The organism is Microvirga sp. 2TAF3, assembly GCF_052114965.1.
Lineage (GTDB): Bacteria > Pseudomonadota > Alphaproteobacteria > Rhizobiales > Beijerinckiaceae > Microvirga.
In genome coordinates this window covers 52,600-72,845 of record NZ_JBFRFT010000020.1, presented here as the reverse complement: position 1 = coordinate 72,845, position 20,246 = coordinate 52,600, and the positions used below count along the sequence as shown (strand labels likewise).

At 62.2% G+C, this 20,246-nt stretch carries 18 protein-coding genes and 1 pseudogene; 8 read left to right on the top strand and 11 right to left on the bottom strand.

All coding sequences use genetic code 11. The features are described from left to right. Positions 1–188 precede the first annotated feature (188 nt). Both AB4Y97_RS17890 and AB4Y97_RS17885 read right to left on the bottom strand, forming a co-directional pair. Entirely contained in the window at positions 189–1,964 is a 1,776-nt protein-coding gene (locus AB4Y97_RS17890; protein WP_442000401.1) for a chloride channel protein, read from the bottom strand. A gap of 86 nt (positions 1,965–2,050) precedes the next feature. Beyond that, entirely contained in the window at positions 2,051–2,464 is a 414-nt protein-coding gene (locus tag AB4Y97_RS17885; protein WP_442000400.1) for a lysozyme inhibitor LprI family protein, read from the bottom strand. 73 nt (positions 2,465–2,537) lie between these two features. Between AB4Y97_RS17885 and AB4Y97_RS17880 the strand changes: the two genes are divergently transcribed. Continuing rightward, the gene (locus AB4Y97_RS17880; protein WP_442000399.1) at positions 2,538–3,965 is read left to right on the top strand and encodes a peptidoglycan-binding protein; all 1,428 of its coding nucleotides are present in this window, start codon (positions 2,538–2,540) and stop codon (positions 3,963–3,965) included. A 3-nt stretch (positions 3,966–3,968) separates the two neighbouring features. On the opposite strand, the gene AB4Y97_RS17875 is transcribed toward AB4Y97_RS17880, so the two are convergent. Continuing rightward, a complete protein-coding gene (locus AB4Y97_RS17875; protein ID WP_442000398.1) occupies positions 3,969–5,780 on the bottom strand; it encodes an ABC transporter ATP-binding protein in 1,812 nt (603 codons plus the stop codon). Positions 5,781–6,183: 403 nt separating this feature from the next. Between AB4Y97_RS17875 and AB4Y97_RS17870 the strand changes: the two are divergent. Next, positions 6,184–6,491, top strand: a pseudogene (locus AB4Y97_RS17870) (putative quinol monooxygenase). A 29-nt stretch (positions 6,492–6,520) separates the two neighbouring features. Here the strand turns inward: AB4Y97_RS17870 and AB4Y97_RS17865 are convergent. From AB4Y97_RS17865 to AB4Y97_RS17845, 5 genes are all read right to left on the bottom strand, one after another. After that, positions 6,521–7,063, bottom strand: coding sequence for an MOSC domain-containing protein (locus AB4Y97_RS17865; protein ID WP_442000397.1), 543 nt, complete (start codon positions 7,061–7,063; stop codon positions 6,521–6,523). A 66-nt stretch (positions 7,064–7,129) separates the two neighbouring features. Continuing rightward, on the bottom strand, positions 7,130–7,579 hold the full coding sequence (locus AB4Y97_RS17860; protein ID WP_442000396.1) for a DUF488 domain-containing protein: 450 nt from the start codon (positions 7,577–7,579) through the stop codon (positions 7,130–7,132). A gap of 31 nt (positions 7,580–7,610) precedes the next feature. Beyond that, positions 7,611–8,186 carry a cyclase dehydrase gene (locus tag AB4Y97_RS17855; protein WP_442000395.1) on the bottom strand — a complete coding sequence of 192 codons (576 nt, stop codon included), beginning with the start codon at positions 8,184–8,186 and terminating at the stop codon, positions 7,611–7,613. Between the two features lie 8 nt (positions 8,187–8,194). Beyond that, on the bottom strand, positions 8,195–9,370 hold the full coding sequence (locus AB4Y97_RS17850) for a zinc-dependent alcohol dehydrogenase (protein WP_442000394.1): 1,176 nt from the start codon (positions 9,368–9,370) through the stop codon (positions 8,195–8,197). 132 nt (positions 9,371–9,502) lie between these two features. Beyond that, positions 9,503–9,940 carry an NUDIX hydrolase gene (locus AB4Y97_RS17845; RefSeq protein ID WP_442000393.1) on the bottom strand — a complete coding sequence of 146 codons (438 nt, stop codon included), beginning with the start codon at positions 9,938–9,940 and terminating at the stop codon, positions 9,503–9,505. A gap of 187 nt (positions 9,941–10,127) precedes the next feature. Between AB4Y97_RS17845 and AB4Y97_RS17840 the strand changes: the two genes are divergently transcribed. From AB4Y97_RS17840 to AB4Y97_RS17820, 5 genes are all read left to right on the top strand, one after another. Continuing rightward, positions 10,128–10,925, top strand: coding sequence for an inositol monophosphatase family protein (locus AB4Y97_RS17840; protein ID WP_442000392.1), 798 nt, complete (start codon positions 10,128–10,130; stop codon positions 10,923–10,925). 221 nt (positions 10,926–11,146) lie between these two features. Beyond that, the gene (locus AB4Y97_RS17835) at positions 11,147–12,193 is read left to right on the top strand and encodes an ABC transporter substrate-binding protein (RefSeq protein WP_442000391.1); all 1,047 of its coding nucleotides are present in this window, start codon (positions 11,147–11,149) and stop codon (positions 12,191–12,193) included. Between the two features lie 117 nt (positions 12,194–12,310). After that, positions 12,311–14,500 (top strand): ABC transporter permease, encoded by a 2,190-nt coding sequence (locus AB4Y97_RS17830; protein ID WP_442000390.1) that lies wholly within the window; start codon positions 12,311–12,313, stop codon positions 14,498–14,500. Next, positions 14,497–15,612 carry an ABC transporter ATP-binding protein gene (locus AB4Y97_RS17825; protein WP_442000389.1) on the top strand — a complete coding sequence of 372 codons (1,116 nt, stop codon included), beginning with the start codon at positions 14,497–14,499 and terminating at the stop codon, positions 15,610–15,612. Before AB4Y97_RS17830 ends, AB4Y97_RS17825 begins: the two co-directional genes overlap by 4 nt. Before the next feature lie 163 nt (positions 15,613–15,775). Further along, positions 15,776–16,435, top strand: a complete 660-nt coding sequence (locus tag AB4Y97_RS17820; RefSeq protein WP_442000388.1) for an HAD family hydrolase — start codon at positions 15,776–15,778, stop codon at positions 16,433–16,435. 14 nt (positions 16,436–16,449) lie between these two features. On the opposite strand, the gene AB4Y97_RS17815 is transcribed toward AB4Y97_RS17820, so the two are convergent. Further along, on the bottom strand, positions 16,450–16,821 hold the full coding sequence (locus AB4Y97_RS17815; RefSeq protein WP_442000407.1) for a winged helix-turn-helix transcriptional regulator: 372 nt from the start codon (positions 16,819–16,821) through the stop codon (positions 16,450–16,452). 117 nt (positions 16,822–16,938) lie between these two features. On the opposite strand from AB4Y97_RS17815, the gene AB4Y97_RS17810 reads away from it, so the two are divergent. After that, the gene (locus tag AB4Y97_RS17810) at positions 16,939–17,541 is read left to right on the top strand and encodes an NADPH-dependent FMN reductase (RefSeq protein WP_442000387.1); all 603 of its coding nucleotides are present in this window, start codon (positions 16,939–16,941) and stop codon (positions 17,539–17,541) included. A 96-nt stretch (positions 17,542–17,637) separates the two neighbouring features. On the opposite strand, the gene AB4Y97_RS17805 is transcribed toward AB4Y97_RS17810, so the two are convergent. Together AB4Y97_RS17805 and AB4Y97_RS17800 are read right to left on the bottom strand one after the other, a co-directional pair. Beyond that, the gene (locus AB4Y97_RS17805; RefSeq protein WP_442000386.1) at positions 17,638–18,801 is read right to left on the bottom strand and encodes an iron-containing alcohol dehydrogenase; all 1,164 of its coding nucleotides are present in this window, start codon (positions 18,799–18,801) and stop codon (positions 17,638–17,640) included. 11 nt (positions 18,802–18,812) lie between these two features. Further along, the gene (locus tag AB4Y97_RS17800) at positions 18,813–20,204 is read right to left on the bottom strand and encodes an aldehyde dehydrogenase family protein (RefSeq protein ID WP_442000385.1); all 1,392 of its coding nucleotides are present in this window, start codon (positions 20,202–20,204) and stop codon (positions 18,813–18,815) included. Between the last annotated feature and the right edge of the window lie 42 nt (positions 20,205–20,246).

The window sequence follows — 20,246 nt, the reverse complement described above, 5'->3', positions numbered from 1 at the left end:
CCCCTCGCCGACAGGCAATCAGGCAAGCCTAGAGCATTTTTCGCAAAAGTGGATCCGGTTTTGCGGCAGAAAATGCGTCCTTTTCAGAACGATAGAGCCTGTTTCGTGAACTCCGGCTCACGAAACAGGCTCTATCGTCGCGGCAGGGATAGACCAAGGCGATCCGGTGCAGAACGAACCAGGTTCCGTCAGGCCTGGCGCTCCTTGCGCATGCTTTCATTGACGGTCTCCTCGCCCAGGGCGCCGCGATGGGCCTTGTCGAGTTCCTCGCTGTAGCGTCGTAGGAGATGGCTTTCGGTCAGGAGCCCGAGCACTTTGCGGCTTCGCGTATTATCGACCACGGCCAGTTCTTCACTCTGGGTCTGGTCGAAGATGCCGGCCGCCTCCTTCACGTTCATGGCAGGGACCAGCATATCGTCCCGATAACGCAGCAGGGATGCGATGCTATCGCCGGCCTCCATATCGGGCGCGTAAGCCTCGGGAACGAGAACGATGCCGGCATAGTGGCCGGACTCGTCGGCGGCAACGACCCGCTGTGCCGATCCAAGAGGAAATTTGCGCCTGAACTCGGTCAGGGTCGCCGGAACCTGAAGTGTCTTGACGTCACGGCGCATCATCTTGCCCACGGTGAGGCTGCGCAACCAGCCCACATCCTGGGCGCTGCGGATCGTCTCGCCCCGCAGATGGAGACGCCAGGTCGAGAACGAGTAGCCGAAGGTCTGGCGCACGAAGAGGGCGGCCACGATGGAAGCCGTGAGCACGATGCCGCTGATAGCCAGATCGCCCGTGGTTTCGAGCGCCAGGAACGTGATCGTCAACGGCCCGCCGACGATGCCCACGGCCAGCGACGCCATTCCAACGATGGCCGAGACCACCGGATCGACTGCAAGCGGCATTACCGGCCCGGCGACAATGGCAAAGATTTTGCCAAGCAGAACACCGAGAAGAAGCGATGCGAAGAACAGACCACCGCGGAAGCCGGAGCCGAGCGACAGCGCCGAGGCCGCAACCTTGGCGGCGAAGAGAAGCATCAGGGCGCTCAGGCCGGTATTGGCTTCGAGCTGAAGGTGAAGCGCACCATGGCCGGCCGACAGAACCTGGGGGACGAAAAGAGCGAGCCCCCCAACCGCGAGGCCCCCGATCGCCGGGCGGAACAGGGGCGGACAGCCCGTCGCCACGAAAACCTTCTCCACCAGAGTGACGAGGCGCATGATCCCGACCGAGACCGCTCCGGCGACAAGCCCCAGGATCAAGAAGGGGAAATAATCGGCCGCCGTCAGATTGGGGATCGGTGGCACCTCGATCAGGTTGGGAACGGTTCCCAGCAGGCGGGTCACAAGCACGGCGGCCAGAGTCGAGGCCATGACCGGGGCTACCGTCGCAATGGAATAGACGCCGATGATGAGTTCGAACCCGTAGAATGCGCCTGTGAGGGGAGCGTTGAAAGCCGACGCGATGGCGCTGGCAGCACCGCAGCCGACAAGGACGCGCACATCGCTACGGCGCAGGTTCAGCTTGCGGGCAAGCCAGGATGCGATGCCAGACCCCATCTGCGTGTAGCCTGCCTCCAACCCGACCGAGGCGCCGAAGCCGTTGGAGAGGACGGTCTGGACGGCGACGATGAGACTGTCGCTCAACGACAGGCGCCCGCCATGCAAGGCATTCGCCTCGATGGGGTCGACGAGATGGGTCGACCGGAAGCGTGCCACCAGCCAGGCGCTGAATCCGACCAGGAGGCCGCCGGTGGCCAGAACCAGCACTTGCCTGGGCTCGAGACTTTCCATGGCGCTGAGCCGGTCGCCCCAGGAAAGATCGAACAACAGGCGGTGAAGCAATTGGGTCAGGAGCCCCATTCCCGTGACAATTATGCCCGATGCCACACCGATCAGGGCAGCGAGGACGACGAACGGCACTTCGCGCCGTCGGATGAGGACCTGGAGGCGGGGATGGCGGAAGAACTGCATCGGAGAATGGCAATCGCAACGGGCCCGTGGGCCAGAGAAGCCGTGGTTTGTCACGGGCCCGAGGGGGAGTCAAAGGGATACGGACCTTAACGGTTGACGTAGCGGTCGGTGAGTTCCTGGTTCCGGATCTTGGTCTTTTCGAGATGGCAGACAAGCGTGGCCGGCCCCATCCCGGTGCCTTGGAACCATTCATAGCCGACCGGCTCCCCGCAATCAGCATCCCGGAAGGCGACCCAGGCACGCTGAGCCTTCTGCAAGGCCTGCTTCCAGCTGCGGCGCTGGTCCGCGTCCATCAGATCATTCTTGTCGATGGAAGTCTGTGCCTTCCTGTAAGTGGCATTGAGAGCGCTGTCGGCCGTCTTGAGGAGTTTGTCCAGGCACTCGCTCTGGGCATAGGTCCCTCCCGACGCCTGGCATGGATCTGACGGGCTTGGCTGAGCGTGCACGGCGCCCGACGCAAGAATCGTGCCTAGGAAAAGGATGGCAGCGTAAGATTTCATAGAAGGCATTCCACGATCTGGTTTTTGAAGACATGCTCTGCGACACTGGTTTGGCCCGCCGAGGAGAAGCCCGATGAGTCGCGCATGTTCGCGCCCGATCATGAACCTGTGCGCCGTTCTTTCAATCCTCATTCCGACAGGGCATGCCGGCATCGCCCTTGCGCAGCCCACGCCGATGTCCGTCTCCCGGCCCTCCGCCGATCCCGCCCTCGATGCCGCCCGTGCGGCCTTCGAGGCCTTGCCGGAAGCAGACCGCAAGGCCATTCAGGAAGGCCTGATCTGGTCCGGCGATTACAGCGGTGTGGCCGATGGGACGTTCGGTCGACAGACCTACGATGCGATCGTCTCCCTGCAAAAGAACGCCAAGAAATCTCCGACGGGAGTCTTGAGTTCCGTGGACCGCTCCGCCCTGCAAGCCTCAGCACAGCGCGCCAAGGACCTGGCGGGCTTCGCAAACGTGGACGACCCGAGGACAGGCATGCGGATCGGCGTGCCGGTGAAACTCCTCTCGAAGCAGAGCGACAATCCCAGCGGTGGCAGCCGCTGGCAGAGCGCGGACGACAAGATCACGCTCGACACGCGCCTCGCGCCTCCCGAGGCAACCCTGCAATCGCTCTACGACCGCAACGTCGCCATCCAGACCCCGGGCCGTGTCGTGACCTACAAGGTGCTGCGGCCGGATTTCTTCGTCATCACCGGCGAGACGCCGGCAGGCAAGTTCTACACGCGCTATGCCAGCGGCACGGCGGGCATCAGGGCCTTCTCGGTCGGTTACGACAAATCCCTGGCGCCGCAATTCGACCGCATCGTCGTCGCCATCGCCAATTCCTTCGTGCCGTTCCCCGCTACATCCGCACCAGCTGCCACGGCGCAGGCGAATGCCCCTGCCCCGGCCGCTTCCCCCGCTTCACCGGCACCTCAGGCGGCCATGGGCGGTGGACGAGCGCTGATCGGCACCGGCCTCGCGGTCGGGGCGCGTCAGGTTCTGACCACGGCCCCGGTCGACCGCTGCAAGGATGCAAGGGTGCGGGATCTGACGCCGCAGCAGATCGGAGGCAAGGGCCCCTTCCTGCTCGAATTCGCGCAGGACCTCGGCGCGAAGCCGATTGCGCTGGGCAACAACCCCATGACGCCCGGCGCACGCGTCCTCATTGTCGCTTATGCCGATGACGGCGAAGGCAATCGCCTCACCGCGACTGCGGGCCTGGCAGAGGACAGGCCGACATTCACGGCTCCCTTGCAGCCGGGGGCCAGCGGTGCGCCGGTTCTCGATATGCACCATGGGCTCATCGGACTTGTCGGCCCGGTCTCCGCCGATGGCCGCAAGATCGCGGGCATCATGCCGAGCGCGCGCTACGCATTCGTGACGACCTCGGAATTAGGCAAAGCATTTCCTGGCATCGGCATGAAGGACACGGAACCGGCGGCGCAGGTGATGAGCGCCGCCGATCTCGTTGCATCCATGAGACAGGCCGTGGTGCCCATCACCTGCGGACCTTGATCCTCACTCGGCAGCGATCTCCGGGCGCGTCTCCTTCGAAAACTCCAGACCCTGATGGTCGCAGAGGCGGCGATAGAGACCGCCCTTCCGGTAGAGACTCGCGTGAGACCCCTCCTCCACGATCCGTCCCTTGTCGAAGACGAGAATGCGGTCGAGGGCGCGCACCGTCGAGAGGCGGTGGGCGATGACGATGGAAGTGCGACCTTCCATGAGCCGTTCCATGGCCTGCTGGATCAGCACCTCCGATTCCGAGTCGAGGGCTGAGGTCGCCTCGTCCAGGATGAGGATGGGCGCATCGGCGAGAAACGCGCGGGCGATGGCGACGCGCTGGCGCTCGCCGCCTGAGAGCTTCACGCCGCGCTCGCCCACGAGAGTCCCGTAGCCTTTCGGCAGGCGCATGATGAAGTCATCCGCGTTGGCAAGGCATGCCGCGTGCTCAATCTCCGCCATCGAGGCGCCCGGGCGTCCATAGGCGATGTTCTCCGCCAGCGTCCGGTGGAACAGGATCGGCTCCTGCTGCACGATGGCGATCTTCGCGCGAAGAGACGATTGCTGCGCATCGGCAATGTTCTGACCATCGATGAGGATGCGTCCACCCGACACGTCATAGAGCCGCTGGATGAGCTTGACGAGGGTCGTCTTGCCCGATCCGGACGGGCCAACGAGACCGACGCGCTCGCCCGCTCCGATGGCGAGCGACAGGTTCCGGTAAAGCGGCGACACGTGGCCGGCATAGTGGAAGTCCACATGATCGAACGTGATCCCGCCCTGCGCGATCCGGATCGGCACGGCATCTGGGCGATCCCCGACTCCGATCGGCTCGCCATGAATCGCAATCAGCTCCTCCATGTCGTTCACGGAGCGACGCAGGTTGTTGATATGCATGCCCACATCGCGCAGGTAGCCGTGAATCACGAAATAGGTAGTGAGAACATAAGCGAGATCTCCCGGCGTGGCCTGATCCTTCCACCAGAGCCAGAGCGCCGTGCCAATGATGGCGGCACGGATGCAGAGAAGCGCGACGAGCTGTGTCGTGCCGCTATTTGTCCCGCGCTGCCAGAGACGGCGGGTGCGGTTCCGCCACTTGGTCAGCACCCAGGTCAGGCGTGCATCCTCCCGCGTCTCCGCGCCGAAGGCCTTCACCACCGCGTTGCAGCCCATGGCATCGGCCAGGGTTCCCCCGACCTTGGTATCCCACGCATTCGCCAGCCGCGCCGCCGGGGCGACGTAGAACGTGGCAAGAAGCGCGGTCATGGCGATATAGGCCGCTGTGCCGAGAGCGATCACGAAACCCATGACAGGCCAGTGCAGCCCCAGCACGATCATGGAACCGACAAGCACCACGAGTGACGGCAGCAGTGCCAGCAGGATCGTATCGTGCAGGAGATCGAGCGCCCACATGCCGCGCGTGATCTTGCGCACGGTGGAGCCGGCGAAGCTGTTCGCATGCCAGTCGGTCGAGAAACGCTGCACGCGCGCAAACGCATCCTGCGCGACGCGAGCCATGACACGCAGCGTCAATTCGACGATGCCGTAGAAAGCCAGGTGCCTCAGGCCGACCATGACGAGGCCCAGCCCCGTCATGAACGCAAACGCGATGAGCGCCGCATGCAAGGCCGCGTCACGGTCGGCTGCGCCGAGCGTGATGGCGTCGACGAGGCGTCCCGCGAAAACGGGCATGAACACGTCCGCAAGGGTGGCCGCCATCATCGTCGCCACGATGAGAGCGACATAACGCGGCTCGCAGCGCCAATGCCGGAACGTGAATCTCAATACATCGCGGGTCGCGTCCCCGCGTCTCTTCTGCTGTTTCATCGGACGAACGGTCCGCACAAGGCGGACCTCTCCTGGAAATTGAAGGAGCGGCGCACAGGACGGCTGTCAGAAGCGTCCGAACTCGCTCAAAATGTCGGTAATGGTGGAAAATTTGAAGCGCAGGAGCCCGACGGCCCCGCTTTGTTCAGCCTAAAGCGTGAACATGGGAGGAGCTATGCGCAAGCATACGACAACTGCCATGCAATCCTCCCTCGTTGAAAGTAAACCTAGCAACTGGATACTGTATGCCGCGCGATTTGGCAACGGTTGTATTGCTCTTTTCGGCCCACATGCGTGAGCAAATTCCATCAAAAAGAGTGAACTGATCTATAACATCTTCGTGCCTTGGCGGCCTGTGATAGGATGCAGGACGCTGGGGCCGCACCAATAAGCGAGCATTCCAATGCCTCATCTCGCCCTTTACGTCGCCCTTGAAGCCAAGCCTGGCAAAGAGGAAGCCGTTGCCGAATTTCTTCGCCAGGGTTTACCGTTGGTCGAAGCGGAACCGGGAACCGTCGCATGGTTCGGCTTGCGCCTCGGCAGACAAGTTTTGCAATCTTCGACGCGTTTCCCGACGAGAGCGCCCGAAATGCTCACCTCTCCGGCAAGGTTGCGGCAGCTTTGATGCAACGGGCCGATGAGCTGTTCTCCGCTCCGCCATCGATCCGGAAAGCGGACGTGCTGGCGGTAAAACTGCCCGGCCAACGCTGATCCGACGGCTGGTGCCGATCGCGATTCCCTTACACAGGCACGAGCGGCCTTCGCGGTGACGAAGGAAATTCCGTACGGATCCTGTCTCCCGGCCTCACCTCGCCGCCATGGAGAACGATGCCCATCACACCCGCCTTGCGAATGAGTTTGCCGTGCTCGTCACGATCGAGAACCGCGTTCATCAGCCCCCTCTGAAAGCGGTCGATCTGGAGACAGGGATTGCGCAGGCCCGTCACTTCCACGATCACGTCGTTGCCGATGAGCAGCCTGGTTCCGGTCGACAGCCCAAGTAGGTCGAGCCCACGCGTGGTAATGTTCTCGCCCATCTGTCCGGCGGAAACGGCAAAGCCTCTGGCCTCCAGCTCGTCATGAAGCTCCGCGTGGATCAGATGGACCTGCCGCAGATTGGGTTGGCTCGGATCCTTCGCCACCCGTGAGCGATGCTTCACGGTCACGCCCAGATGCGCATCGCCCTCAACGCCGAGACCCGTGAGAAGGCGGATGCTGTCCCGGTTCGGCTTGCTGAAATCGTGCGTCGCGCCGCAACTCACTGCAATGACCGTCGCATCCATGGATCCACGCCTTTCATGCCTCGCGGGCGTGAACGGAGCACCGAATAAGGGTCCCTGTCAACGCTCTCAGATCACGGTGAGATCGACGACCTCCATGCCCCGCTTGGCAAGACGCTGCGCGAGGATACGTCGATGGCATATGGCCGGATCACGCTCGAAGCACAGGAGGCAGATGGGCTGTTTCTTGGCAAGCGCCGCCAATTCTTCAAGGGATTGCTGCCCCTCTTCGGTCGCCAGCACTTCGTCGCAATAGATCTTCTTCATCAAGGCGGCATCGCTGGCGCGGGCCGCCTGTCGGCCCTCCTTCGGCGTGCCGAGGCGGATGAAATGCTCATAACCTATACCCTGATGGGCGAGCGCATCCCGTAAGGCGGATTTGGAGAACCCGCGCTTGCGCGACAGCGCCACCGCGCGCACATCCGCAATCGCCGCCACGCCCGCATCTTTCAAAGTGGCAAGGAAGCGGTCCATGTCCGCTCCCTCGTAGCCGATGGTAAAGACCTGGGGCTTCGTCATGAATGAGCCTCAACCTTCCTGCTCGGCTTTTCTACATGGAAGACTGTGATCCTCCAAGCCTTTGCGGCTGTTTATAGGGCCGCAACGCATCGGGAATGCGCATGTCCCGTGGCGCCTCGAAGTCCCGCGCGGCGCCGCGCATCTGCTGCGCCGGTCGCGGCAGGCCGCTGCGGTCGCTGTAATCGAAGCGAGGCTGGTGCCGCCGGGGTTCTTCTCCAGTCAGGGCATTGGCGCAGACGACATCGATTACCGTCACGCCCGCCACCGCACCGAAGGCTACGGCGATCCTGTCATGCTCGGAGTTGGGATCGCGCAATCCATTGCCTAATGTAGCGAGATCGAGCGCATCGCCAGCGACCCGTCCCCAGACCCACGGCGTCGGATCCTTCTGCGTGAGGAGGCCGATGCCGGTTGCGATCTCGCGAGCACCATAGGCACGGATAAGGCCTTCATGCTGTTCCATGCCGAGCCAGCGGGAGACGCCTTTCGCTCCGAAAAGCTCGACGGCGCCGAGGGCGAGACTGAACCAGCCGAGGCCCCGCGCCAACGCATCGGCGGAGCCGTTGCGTTGGCGATATCGATTCCGGTTTTCACGAAGATGAGCCATGGGACACCTCAATGGGGCTTGAGAACAACTTTGATGCAGCCATCCTTCTTGTCGCGGAACGTCTCGTACATCTCCGGCCCCTGATCGAGGCTGACGGTATGGGTGATGACGAAGGACGGATCGATCTGGCCTTCCTGGATCCGGCGCAGCAGGTCGTCGGTCCAGCGTCGCACATGGGTCTGCCCCGTGCGCAGCGTGAGGCCTTTGTTCATGAACGCGCCGAACGGGATCTTATCCACGAGCCCGCCATAGACGCCGGGCACCGACAGCACACCAGCCGGACGGCAAACATACATCATTTCCCGCAGGACATGAGGACGGTCGCTTTCCAGCATGACCGCCTGCTTGGCGCGATCGAGAACGGTATCGGGATGCTTCATGGAGACATGCGCCTCAAGACCGACCGCATCGATGCATTTCTCGGGGCCCCTGCCACGGGTCAGCTCGTTGAGTCGCTCGATGACGCTTTCCTCTTCGAAGTTGACGGTGATCGCACCACCGGCCTTCGCCATGCTGAGGCGCTCCGGAAGTCTGTCTATGGAGATGACCTGCTTGGCGCCGAGAAGAACGGCGCTCCGGATCGCCATCTGGCCGACGGGCCCGGCACCCCAGATCGCTACCGTGTCGGTCGGGTCGATGTCGCATTGGACGGCGGCCTGCCAGCCGGTCGGAAAGATGTCGCCGAGGAACAGCACCTGCTCGTCGGTCAATCCGTCCGGTATCTTGACATGGGTGGTATCGGCATAGGGCACGCGCACATATTCCGCCTGCCCTCCCGGATAGCCGCCGGTCAGATGCGTATAGCCGAACAACCCCGCCGTGCTGTGACCGAAAGCCTTGGCCGCAATGTCCGCATTGCGGTTGGTGCGCTCGCAAACCGAAAAGTTGCCGCGCTTGCACTGTTCACACTCGCCGCAGGTGATGGTGAAGGGCACCACCACCCTGTCGCCGACCTTCAACTGCTTGGTTGACGAGCCGACCTCGACCACCTCCCCCATGAACTCATGGCCCATGATGTCCCCCTTTTCCATGCCGGGGATGAAGTGGTTGTAGAGATGCAGGTCGGAACCGCAGATGGCGCAGCTCGTCATCCTGACGATCGCGTCGCGAGGATCCTCGATTTGCGGGTCGGGAACCGACTCGCAGCGAATGTCCTCTTTTCCATGCCAGCGTAAAGCTCTCATGCCGATCTCCCGTCAACAGAGCATAAAAGGCCGCGCTTTCACGCCGGCCACATGACGCTAGGGAAGACTTTTGGAGAGTCCTTGCGTTCCCTCAGAACGCAAAAAATCCCCACGGATCAGGAGGGAGGCTGTTCAGATGTGATTGGGCAGGCCGCGGATAAGCGCGGCCAGAGCCGGCTCCAGCACTTGATGGGCCGCATCCTCGACATTGAACCACTGCGCCTCGCGCTGTCCCTTCTCGCGCCAGGACTTGAGCTGCTTCGACACTTCGAGCGGATAGACATCGACCCGACAGAGAACGAAATGCTCGGTGCGACGCTTCCAGTATTCATAGTGGCCGATAGGCTTGTGCTGGATGGAACCCTTCACGCCCGCTTCCTCGGCGGCCTCCTGCGCAGCTGCCTTGTAAAGCTTTTTGCCCTTCATCGGCCAGCCCTTGGGAATCAGCCAGCGCTTGGTCTCGCGAGACGTCACAAGAAGCACTTCGATCTTGCCGTCCGTAATCCGGAAGGGCAGCGCGGCAACCTGGCTCAATTCTTCTTTCGGAAGGGTTTCGGGTATCTTGGGCATTCTCAAGAGGGGTAGGAATGACGAGGGCAACCGAACAAATCTGATTGATTTAAGCCGGCTAATCAACCATCAAGTCGTCCAGCCTTGGAAACGTGTTCTGCATCGACAATGGTTTCATCGCCTTATAACAAATGCAAATGAACGCCCGACAACAATGATCAGGCGTCGCAATTCCCGGGGGAAATTCATGATGAAAGACGACCTGGACACGAGATTTGATACGGCCCGCACTATTGCGAAGGAAGCCGGAGCCCTGGCGCGCAGGCGGTTTCTCGAGCGCCCTCGCTCGCAACTACCCGATATGAAGGGACATCAGGACTTTCTCACAGCCACCGATTCCGAGGTCGAGGAACTGGTCCGGAAACGCTTGGGCGAGCTCTGCCCGGGTGACGCCTTCTTCGGCGAAGAGGGCGGCGGCTCGTTCGAGCGCAATGTCTGGGTGGTTGATCCCATTGACGGAACGGCGAATTTTGCCCGTGGCATCCCGCATTTCGCGATCTCGATCGCCTTTGTGCGCGATAACCGCACCGAAGTCGGCGTCGTCTACAACGTGATGCAGGACGAGCTCTACACCGCCAGGCGCGGCCAGGGCGCTACCGTGAATGGTGAGGCCATCAAGGTCAGCGGTCTCAAGGAAATCAAGCAGGCAACCGTTGAGGCGGGCTGGTCCTCCCGTCTCCCGGTCGAGCCTTATGTGGCCATGGTGGAGCGGCTGAAGCGGGCGGGCGTCAACGTTCGCCGCGGCGGCTCGGGCACCCTCGGCCTCGCCTATGTGGCGGACGGGCGGATCGACGCCTATTGCGAGCTTCACATCAATTCATGGGACGTGCTCGCCGGTCTGCTGATCATCGAGGAAGCCGGAGGCTGGACCAACAATTTCCTCGCCAAGGAGGGATTGCGGAAGGGAAATCCCGTGCTGGCCTGCACGCCGGAACTGGCCGACATCGTCATGGCCGCCACGGGCATCGGCAAGGAGCCGGCGTAAGGAGACGGCTCGGGCCAGGCTCCAAGCCGCCTCACATCGTTGCTATCCACAATCAAAGACGGACGGAAAAGCTTGACAGGAAAGGCTTTCAGCCGGTTTCCGGGCGAGATTCCGCCGTTTCACCCTTGAGAAGGGATTCAAGGGTCTTGACCGGCAGGCTCAATGGTTGGAGCTTAGCCGACCAAACAAAAACATAAACGATCCAATGTGGGAGGATACTTATGAAACTCAGAAAGAATTTCGTTGCCGCCACCATGCTGGCAGGCGCGGCGACAGCCCTCTCGTTCCTGTCCGCCGGCGCGGCACAGGCTCAGGGTGCGCTCGTCATGTATTGCGGCGTGCAGGAGGAATGGTGCCGGGCGATGACCACCGCCTTCGAGCGTGAGACCGGCATCAAGATCTCCATGACCCGCAAGAGCTCGGGCGAAATCTACGCCCAGGTGAAGGCGGAAGCCGCCAATCCGCGCGCCGACATCTGGTGGGGCGGCACGGGCGATCCCCATATGCAGGCCGCCGAAGAAGGCCTGACCGTCGAGTACAAATCGCCCAAGATGGGCGAGCTGCAGGATTGGGCCGTGCGCCAGTGGGAGCAGTCCAAGCAGCGCACGATCGGCATCTATTCGGGCGCTCTCGGCTTTGGCTACAACACGGAGCTGATCAAGTCGAAGGGCGTCGCCGAACCGAAATGCTGGGCGGACATCCTCAATTCCAAGCTGAAGGACGAGGTGCAGATGGCCGACCCGAACTCTTCGGGAACGGCCTATACGCTTCTTGCCACCATCGTCCAGCTGATGGGCGAGGAGAAGGGCTTCGACTACCTCAAGTCCCTGCACAAGAACATCAATCAGTATACCAAGTCGGGCGCGGCGCCTGCCAAGGCCATGGCGCTCGGCGAGACCACCGTCGGCATCGCCTTCATGCACGACATCGTGACGATGGTCGTGGACAAGGCCCCGATCAAGGTCGTCGCCCCCTGCGAAGGTACGGGCTACGAGATCGGCTCCATGTCGATCATCAAGGGCGCCAAGAACATGGACAACGCCAAGAAGTTCTACGATTGGGCGCTGACTCCCGCCGCGCAGAAGCTCGGCGCCGAGACCAAGTCCTATCAGGTGCCGTCCAACAAGGCGACGCCGGTGCCGCCGGAAGCGCCGAAACTTGCCGATATCAAGCTGATCAACTTCGATTTCGCGAAATATGGCTCGTCCGACGAGCGCAAGCGGCTCCTGTCCAAGTGGGACAATGAAGTGAAGAACCTGCCGAAATAGGCGGCTCTGGAGTTCGTCCGGCGAGGCGGCATCCGCCTCGCCGCTTTTTTCCGGTATCCGGATTACGCTGGAGAGGAGCCCTCCGGGCTTTGTTCCAGGTTTCACGCGAGAATGAACATGTCACGGGCAACCCTTGGCTGGATTGTCCTGGGATGGGTCGGCTATGCCGTCCTGCCCTGGTACGGCTTCGACAGAGCGGCGGCACCCGCGCTTAGCGATTACTTCATCGGCGGATCGGGCCTTGTGCTCGGATTGAAAGGAGCTTGGTGGCTCCTACCCATCCTCGCGCCGCTCCTGATGATGCTTAGGCCAGCAACCGGCTCCGCGCGCGTATCGGTCAGCGAGTGGCTCGTGGCTTCGGGCACAATCGGCCTATTGCTTGTCCTGCTCCAGGGCTTCACCATCGGCCTGAACGGCTGGACGTCCGATACCTTGAAGAGCCTCTTCGGGGCACCCGGCCCGAGCCAGGCCGGCATGGGATACGGCGCCGCCCTTACCACGACCTCATTTCTCATCGTGCTCTGCCATGGTCTTGCCGCGCGTGGGTGGTGCCGGGGCGATGCCTTCGTGACATCGTCCATCGGCGTGATCATCGCGCTCATCATCATCTTCGTCTTCTTCCCAGTTTCCACCATTCTCGCCAGCGCCTTCGGCGACGACAAAGGCAATTTCGCTCCCATCCAGTTCGTGACGAAGTTCATGGACAAATCGATCTGGGGGCTCGACTGCGTCACGAGCGACCTGCGCTGCGGCGTGGCCTGGAACACCCTGTTCCTCGGCATCCTGGTGGCCTTCGGCACGACGGCGCTCGGTCTCGCCTTCGCGCTCATCGCGACCCGCACCAGCTTCCGCTACAAGAAGCTCCTGCGCGTCATGAGCGTTCTGCCCATCATCACGCCGCCCTTCGTGATCGGCCTTGCGCTGATCCTGCTTTTCGGCCGTTCCGGAGCGCTTTCCGCCGTGCTGTTCGAGTGGTTCGGCGTTCCGCGGACACGCTGGATCTATGGCCTCCCGGGCGTTTTCATCGCCCAGCTTCTGGCTTTCACTCCCATCGCGTTTCTCGTTCTGATCGGCGTCGTTCAGGGCATCAGCCCGACGCTTGAGGAAGCTTCTCAGACCCTGCGCGCCAAGAGCTGGACCACTTTTCTCACGGTGACGCTGCCCCTCATGCGCCCGGGCCTCGCCAACGCCTTCCTCCTCGGCTTCGTGGAAAGCCTGGCGGATTTCGGCAACCCGCTGGTGCTCGGTGGTAATTTCGAGGTCTTGTCGACCAAGATCTTCTTCGCCGTCGTCGGAGCGCAGCAGGATCAAGGTCGGGCCGCCGTGCTTTCCATCATCCTGCTTGCCTTCACCCTCGGTGCCTTCTGGCTCCAGCATGCCTGGCTCGGCAAGAAGGTCTACACCACGGTCACCGGCAAGGGCGATGCGGGCATTCCTCTGCCCCTGCCCCGGCGTGTCGCGCTCGCATCCTATTTCACGGCAATCCCGTGGGCGCTGTTCACCGTCGCGGTATACGCCATCATCTTGGTCGGAGGCTTCGTGCGCTCCATGGGCCGCGATTACACGCCGACTCTCGATCACTTCCTCACCGCTTTCCGAATCGAAAGGGCGGATTGGGGCCTCTACTTCTCCGGTTCGGCCTGGAACTCGTTCTTCGCCACGGTCAAGGTCGCGGCGCTTTCCGCGCCGTTGACGGCGGCGATTGGTCTGCTCACGGCCTATCTCCTCACGCGCCAGCGCTTTTCGGGCCAGCGCGCCTTCGAGTTCGGCACGCTTTTGAGCTTCGCCATTCCGGGCACCGTCGTCGGCGTATCGTACATCCTGGCCTTCAACGTGCCTCCGATCGAGATCACGGGCACGGGCTTCATCCTCGTGATGTGCTTTGTGTTCCGTAACATGCCGGTCGGCGTGCGCTCCGGCATCGCTACCTTGAGCCAGATCGACAAGAGCCTGGACGAGGCCTCCCTGACGCTCGGAGCACGCTCGTTTACCACCATGCGCCGCGTGGTGCTGCCCCTGCTGCGTCCGGCCATCGTCGCCTCGCTGGTCTACTCCTTCGTGCGCGCGATGACTGCCGTGAGCGCCGTGATCTTCCTCGTCACCGCCGAGTACAACATGGCCACGACCTACATCGTCGGCCGCGTCGAGGCAGGGGAGTTCGGCCTCGCCATCGCCTATTCCACCGTACTCATCATCGTGATGCTGCTCGCCATCGTCGGCATCCAGCTCGCTGTCGGCGAGCGGCGCCTTGGTCGCCGCAGCGCCGGCACCAATACCGCTCCCCTTGCCGTTCAGGCCACACCATGAACCAGATCTCCTCTGTCTCCTCCCTCGTTCGTCCCGGGGCCTCCAAGAAGGAGGCTGCCTCGGTCGAATTCCGCAACGTGACGAAGCGCTACGGCAATGTCACCGCCGTGGACAGCGTGTCCTTCACCATCGATCCCGGTCAGCTCGTGACACTTCTCGGCCCCTCCGGCTGCGGCAAGACCACGACATTGCGTATGATCGCGGGTCTTGAGATGGCAAGCGAGGGCCAGATCCTGATCGGCGGCCGGGATGTGACCAACCTCTCCGCGGCGGATCGGGACGTGAGCATGGTGTTCCAATCCTATGCCCTCTTCCCGCATATGTCGGTTCTGGAAAACGTGTCCTATGGACCGACCGTGCAGGGCATTGCGAAAAAAGAGGCACAGGCGATGGCGATGGAGAAGCTCTCCCTCGTCGGCCTCTCGGGCCTTGAGAAGCGCGCGCCGTCCGAACTTTCGGGCGGTCAGCAGCAGCGCGTCGCGGTTGCCCGCGCCCTGGTGCTCGAGCCGCAGGTACTGCTCTTCGACGAGCCGCTGTCGAACCTCGACGCCAAGCTGCGCCGCCGGGTGCGCGAGGATATCCGCGAACTGCAGCAGAGCCTCAACCTCACGGTCGCCTACGTGACTCACGACCAGGAGGAAGCGCTCGCCGTCTCCGACCGCATCATCGTGATGTCGAATGCGCGCATCGCCCAGACCGGCACGCCGCGCGAGCTTTATGAGGAACCGGCGGATCTGTTCGTTGCCGACTTCATCGGCGATGCCAATATCATCGATGGCACGCTCCTCGAAGTGGCTGGTGCTCAAGCGCGGGTGCAGATCGGCGGATTGAGCCTGGACCTGCCTCATCGCAGCGCCAAACCGGGACCGGTCAAGCTCGCCGTTAGACCTGACGCGATCCTGCTGGGTGAAGGTACGTCTCAAGCCGGTGCCATTGCCGGTCTGGTAAAGAAGGCATCCTATCTCGGCACGCTGGTGGAATACGATGTGGAGAGCCCCATCGGCGATCTGTTCGTGGTCCAATATGGCCGCAAGGAACCGATTCCACTCGGCACGCCGGTTTCGATCTCGTTTGCGCCACAACGGGGCGTCGCGATCATTCCGGGGGCTTGAAGCGGACCATTCCCGTTTCGTGAGGCCTGATACCACTCGCCAAGAACGGCCTTGCCCTAGAGACGCCTGGAATATCCATTTTGATGGCGTAAACGGCACATCTCTTCCAGGAGGCCGGACTCACGCCTCGTGGACCATGCCCGATACCGACGAGACGATTTCAATGCTCAAAGCCCTCATCTTCGACATGGACGGCACCCTGGTGCACAGCGACCCGGTTCACCTTCAGGCTTTCGCCGAAATCCTGAAAGCGGAAGGCGTCGTGATCGATGACGAGATCTATCGCAACTCGATCATCGGCCACACCAACGAATCCATCTTCGCCACCCTTCTGCCCCATCTCACGGTGGCGGAGCACGAAGAGTACGCGGATCGGAAGGAGGCCGCCTTCCGCCGGCTGGCCCAGGATCTCGAGCCGATGGAAGGTCTGCTCGAATTGCTCGATTGGGCTAACGGGCGCGGGGTCGAGATAGCCCTCGTCACCAACGCCCCCATCCTCAACGCCACGCATATGTTGGATGTGCTGGGGGTGACTGAACGTTTCTCGGTGAAAGTAACGATCGGGGACGTCGCTCGCGGCAAGCCGGATCCCCTGCCCTATCTCACGGCACTCGACCGTCTCGGGATTTCGGCGGAGGAGGCTATTGCCTTCGAAGATTCGCCTTCCGGTATGAAAGCGGCAAAGGGTGCCGGCCTGTTCTCCTTCGGCCTGCTAACCGGGCTGACCGCCGGGGAGATGAGAGCCGTGGGCGCCGACAGGACGATCCCGAATTTCCGCGACCCGGCTTTATGGGAGATCCTGGAACGCAGGATCGCCGCATAAGCCGGCCCGAATCGTCAGGCTGCTTCCGGGTTCTGCTCGTCCTGACTATCGAAACGGCGCCTTGCCTCGATAATCTCGGCGTGGTTCTCCCGCGCCCAATCGCCGAGGGCCCGGACAGTCTTGAGCAGGGAGCAACCCAGGCCTGTGAGCTGGTAATCCACACGCGGCGGAATCGTGGGATAAACTGTGCGCGTCACAAGGCCGTCCCGCTCCAATCCGCGCAATGTCAGCGTCAGCATTCGCTGAGAAATATCGCCTATCATGCGGCGTAACTCATTGAAGCGTTTAGGCCCACAGCCGAGCTGGGCTACGACCTGGACGCTCCATTTGTCGCCGATCCGCGACAGGATTTCCGTCACAACCCGACAATCGCTGGTCACATTCATGTTCCCGAGTGTCAAGAAAGTGCCTCCTTGCGGTCCATCCCAAAAGTTACTTAATGAGCCTCAGTTACAAAACGGAACTTAATACCTGTTCCGTTCCGACGCAAATCGAGGAACACGATGACATTCAAGCTTCACACCATCATCGGCAGCACGCGCCCCGGCCGAGTCGGCCCTGGCATTGCCAAGTGGTTCAATGAATTTGCAGCCGAGCATGGCAAATTCGAGCCGGTTCTGGTGGATCTGGCTGATTTCAACCTGCCGGTCTTCGACGAACCCGAACATCCGATGCGGCAGAGCTACAAGAACAGCCATACCAAGGCCTGGGCTGAAAGCGTAAAATCCGCCGACGCCTTTGTGTTCGTCACGCCGGAATATAATTACGGCCCGCCCCCCGCTCTCTTGAACGCGCTGAACTACCTTTCGCTGGAATGGAATTATGCGCCTGCGGGCTTCGTCAGCTATGGCGGCATTTCAGGGGGGCTACGGGCGGTTCAGGTCGAGAAGCAGATTGTGACCACCCTCAAGATGATGCCGATCCCCGAAGGCGTGCCCATGCCGATGGTGTTCCAGAACCTCGATCAGAACGGCAACCTCAAGCCCGTCGACATCTACAAGACCTCGGCAGCGACCATGCTCGACGAACTCTACAAATGGACCGAGGCCCTGCAGCCGCTGCGGGCGCAGCGCAAGTCTCCCGCAGCATCGAAAGCCGCCGCTTAAAAATCGGGACTGAAATCGTCCCGAGTCACAAAATGAAACGGCGCCTGTGGGTTTTCCAGAGGCGCCGCCGATCCTTCTCTATGTTCTACCCGCGACTTATACCACGCCAGCCAGCGCGTTCTCGTAGAGCTTGCGCGCGCTGTCCTTGGTGATCGGCACCGGGTTGCCGCCGGCGGTCGGATCTTCCGGGGCCATGGTGGACATTTCGTCGAAGCGAGCCGCGTCGATCTTCAGGCCCTCCAGCGTGTGCGGCACGCCGAGATCCTTGCGCAGTTGCAGGACCCAATCGAGGAAGGCCTGGAAGCTCGGCTTCAAGCCGATATAGGCAGAAAGACGTTCGATCTTCTTCTCGATGGCGGCGCGATTATAGACCAGCACATACGGCATGAAGACCGCGTTGGTGAGGCCGTGATGGGTGTCGTAGAGCGCGCCTGCCGGATGCGACAGCGCATGAATGGCGCCGAGACCCTTCTGGAACGCGGTCGCGCCCATGGCGGCGGCGGACATCATGTTGGCGCGGGCCTCGATATCCTTGCCGTCCTTATAGGCGCGTGGCAGGTATTCCTTCACGAGGCGGATGCCTTCCACCGCGATGCCGTCGGCCATCGGGTGATAGCCCGGCGCGCAATAGGCTTCGATGCAATGCGCGAGCGCGTCGAGACCCGTGCCCGCCGTGATGTGGGGCGGCATGCCGACGGTCAGTTCCGGATCGCAGATCGTGATCTTCGGCATCATGAGCGGATGGAAGATCACCTTCTTGGTGTGGGTCGCTTCCTGCGTGATGACTCCGGCGCGGCCGACTTCCGAGCCCGTGCCCGCCGTGGTCGGCACGGCGATGATCGGGGCGATGCCCTTGGGATCCGCGCGGGTCCACCAATCGCCGATGTCTTCGAAGTCCCACATGGGGCGCGTCTGGCCCTTCATGAAGGCGATGACCTTGCCCGCATCGAGCGCCGAGCCGCCGCCGAAGGCGACGACGCCGTCATGACCGCCCGCCTTCATGGCCTCGAGACCCTTGTAGACATTGGTCTCGATCGGATTCTGTTTGATCTCCGAGAACATCGCGGCCTTGAGGCCAGCGGCCTTCAAGGCCTCCAGCGCATTCTCCGTCATCGGCTGCGTGGCGAGGAACGGGTCCGTGACGATGAGCGGCGCGTTCATGCCGACCGATTTGCAGGCTTCCGCGAGTTCCGATATGCGGCCGGCGCCGAAGCGGATCGGGTTGGGATAGTTCCAGTTGGAGCGGGGAGAAAGGGTCATATCGTTCAAACTCAGATCTGACGGAGGTGGAAGGATTTCGGGCGGGTAAGAGACTCGTAGGCAAGCTTCGAGAGGCTCGCGCCGCGACCGGTATCCTTCACGCCGGTCCAGGCGAGCGCGGGATCGAGATAGTCGCAGCGGTTCATGAACACGGTGCCGGTCTCGAGCTTGTCGCCGATGGCTTCGGCCGCCTCGATGTCGGATGTCCAGATCGCGGCGGAGAGACCGTAGGGCGAGTCGTTCATGAGGCGGATCGCCTCTTCGTCGCTCTTCACCTTCATGATGCCGACAGTGGGGCCGAAGCTCTCATCCCGCATCACGCTCATGGAGTGATCCACGCTGGTGAGAACCTGCGGCGCGAGATAGGCTGTGTTGCCCACATCGGCCGTAAAGCGTTTGGTGTCGATATGGGCCTTCGCGCCCTTCGTGACCGCTTCCGCGTTCTGCTGGCGTACGAGATCGGCGAAGCGCTTATGCGCCATCGGGCCGAGCGTCGTCGCTTCATCGAGCGGATTGCCAAGCACATACTTGTTCACGAGATCGACCGCGCCTTCGACGAAACGGTCATAATGGCTCTCATGCACATAGATGCGCTCGATGCCGCAGCAGCATTGCCCCGAATTGAAGAACGCGCCGTCGACGAGGTTCTCGATGGCGTTGTCGATATTCGCGTCCGCCCGCACATAGGCCGGGTCCTTGCCGCCGAGTTCGAGACCGAGCGAGGTGAAGGAGCCAGCCGCCGCGCGCTCGATGGACTTGCCGCCGGAAACGGAGCCGGTGAAGTTGCAGTGATCGACTAGACCCTGGCCGAGGATGCGGCCCGTCTGGTCATGGCTGAGAACGAGATTCTGGAACAGTCCCTTCGGCAGACCGGCGCGATCCGCCGCCATCTGAAAGCGCTCGCCTGCGAGGATCGTCTGCGAAGCATGCTTCAACAGTACCGCATTGCCGGCCATGAGCGCGGGCGCGATGGTGTTGATGGCGGTGAGATACGGATAGTTCCACGGCGCGACGACAAGCACGAGGCCGACCGGCTCGCGCTTGATCATGCGACGGAAGCCATCTTTCGGATCGTCCGCCGGGATGGTCTTGAGGCTCTCCTCCGCGATGCGCACCATGTAGCGCGCGCGCTCCTCGACGCCCCGGAACTCACCACCATAGCGGACCGGGCGCCCCATCTGCTGGGCGATCTCCGGCACCACTTCCTGGTCCATGGCGACCAAGGCGTCGAGCATGCCGAGCACCTTCGCGGCGCGCTCGGCGAGAGGCGCCTGCCGCCATTTGGCTTGCGCCTCGCGCGCCGCCGTAATCGCGGCGTCGATGGCAGCCTCGGACATGATGGGACGACGGACAAGCTCGCGCCCGTCGATGGGGGAAATACAGACGATGTCGGTCTCGGCCATGATGCTCTCTTGAACGGCCATGATCCCTGACGGGACCATAGC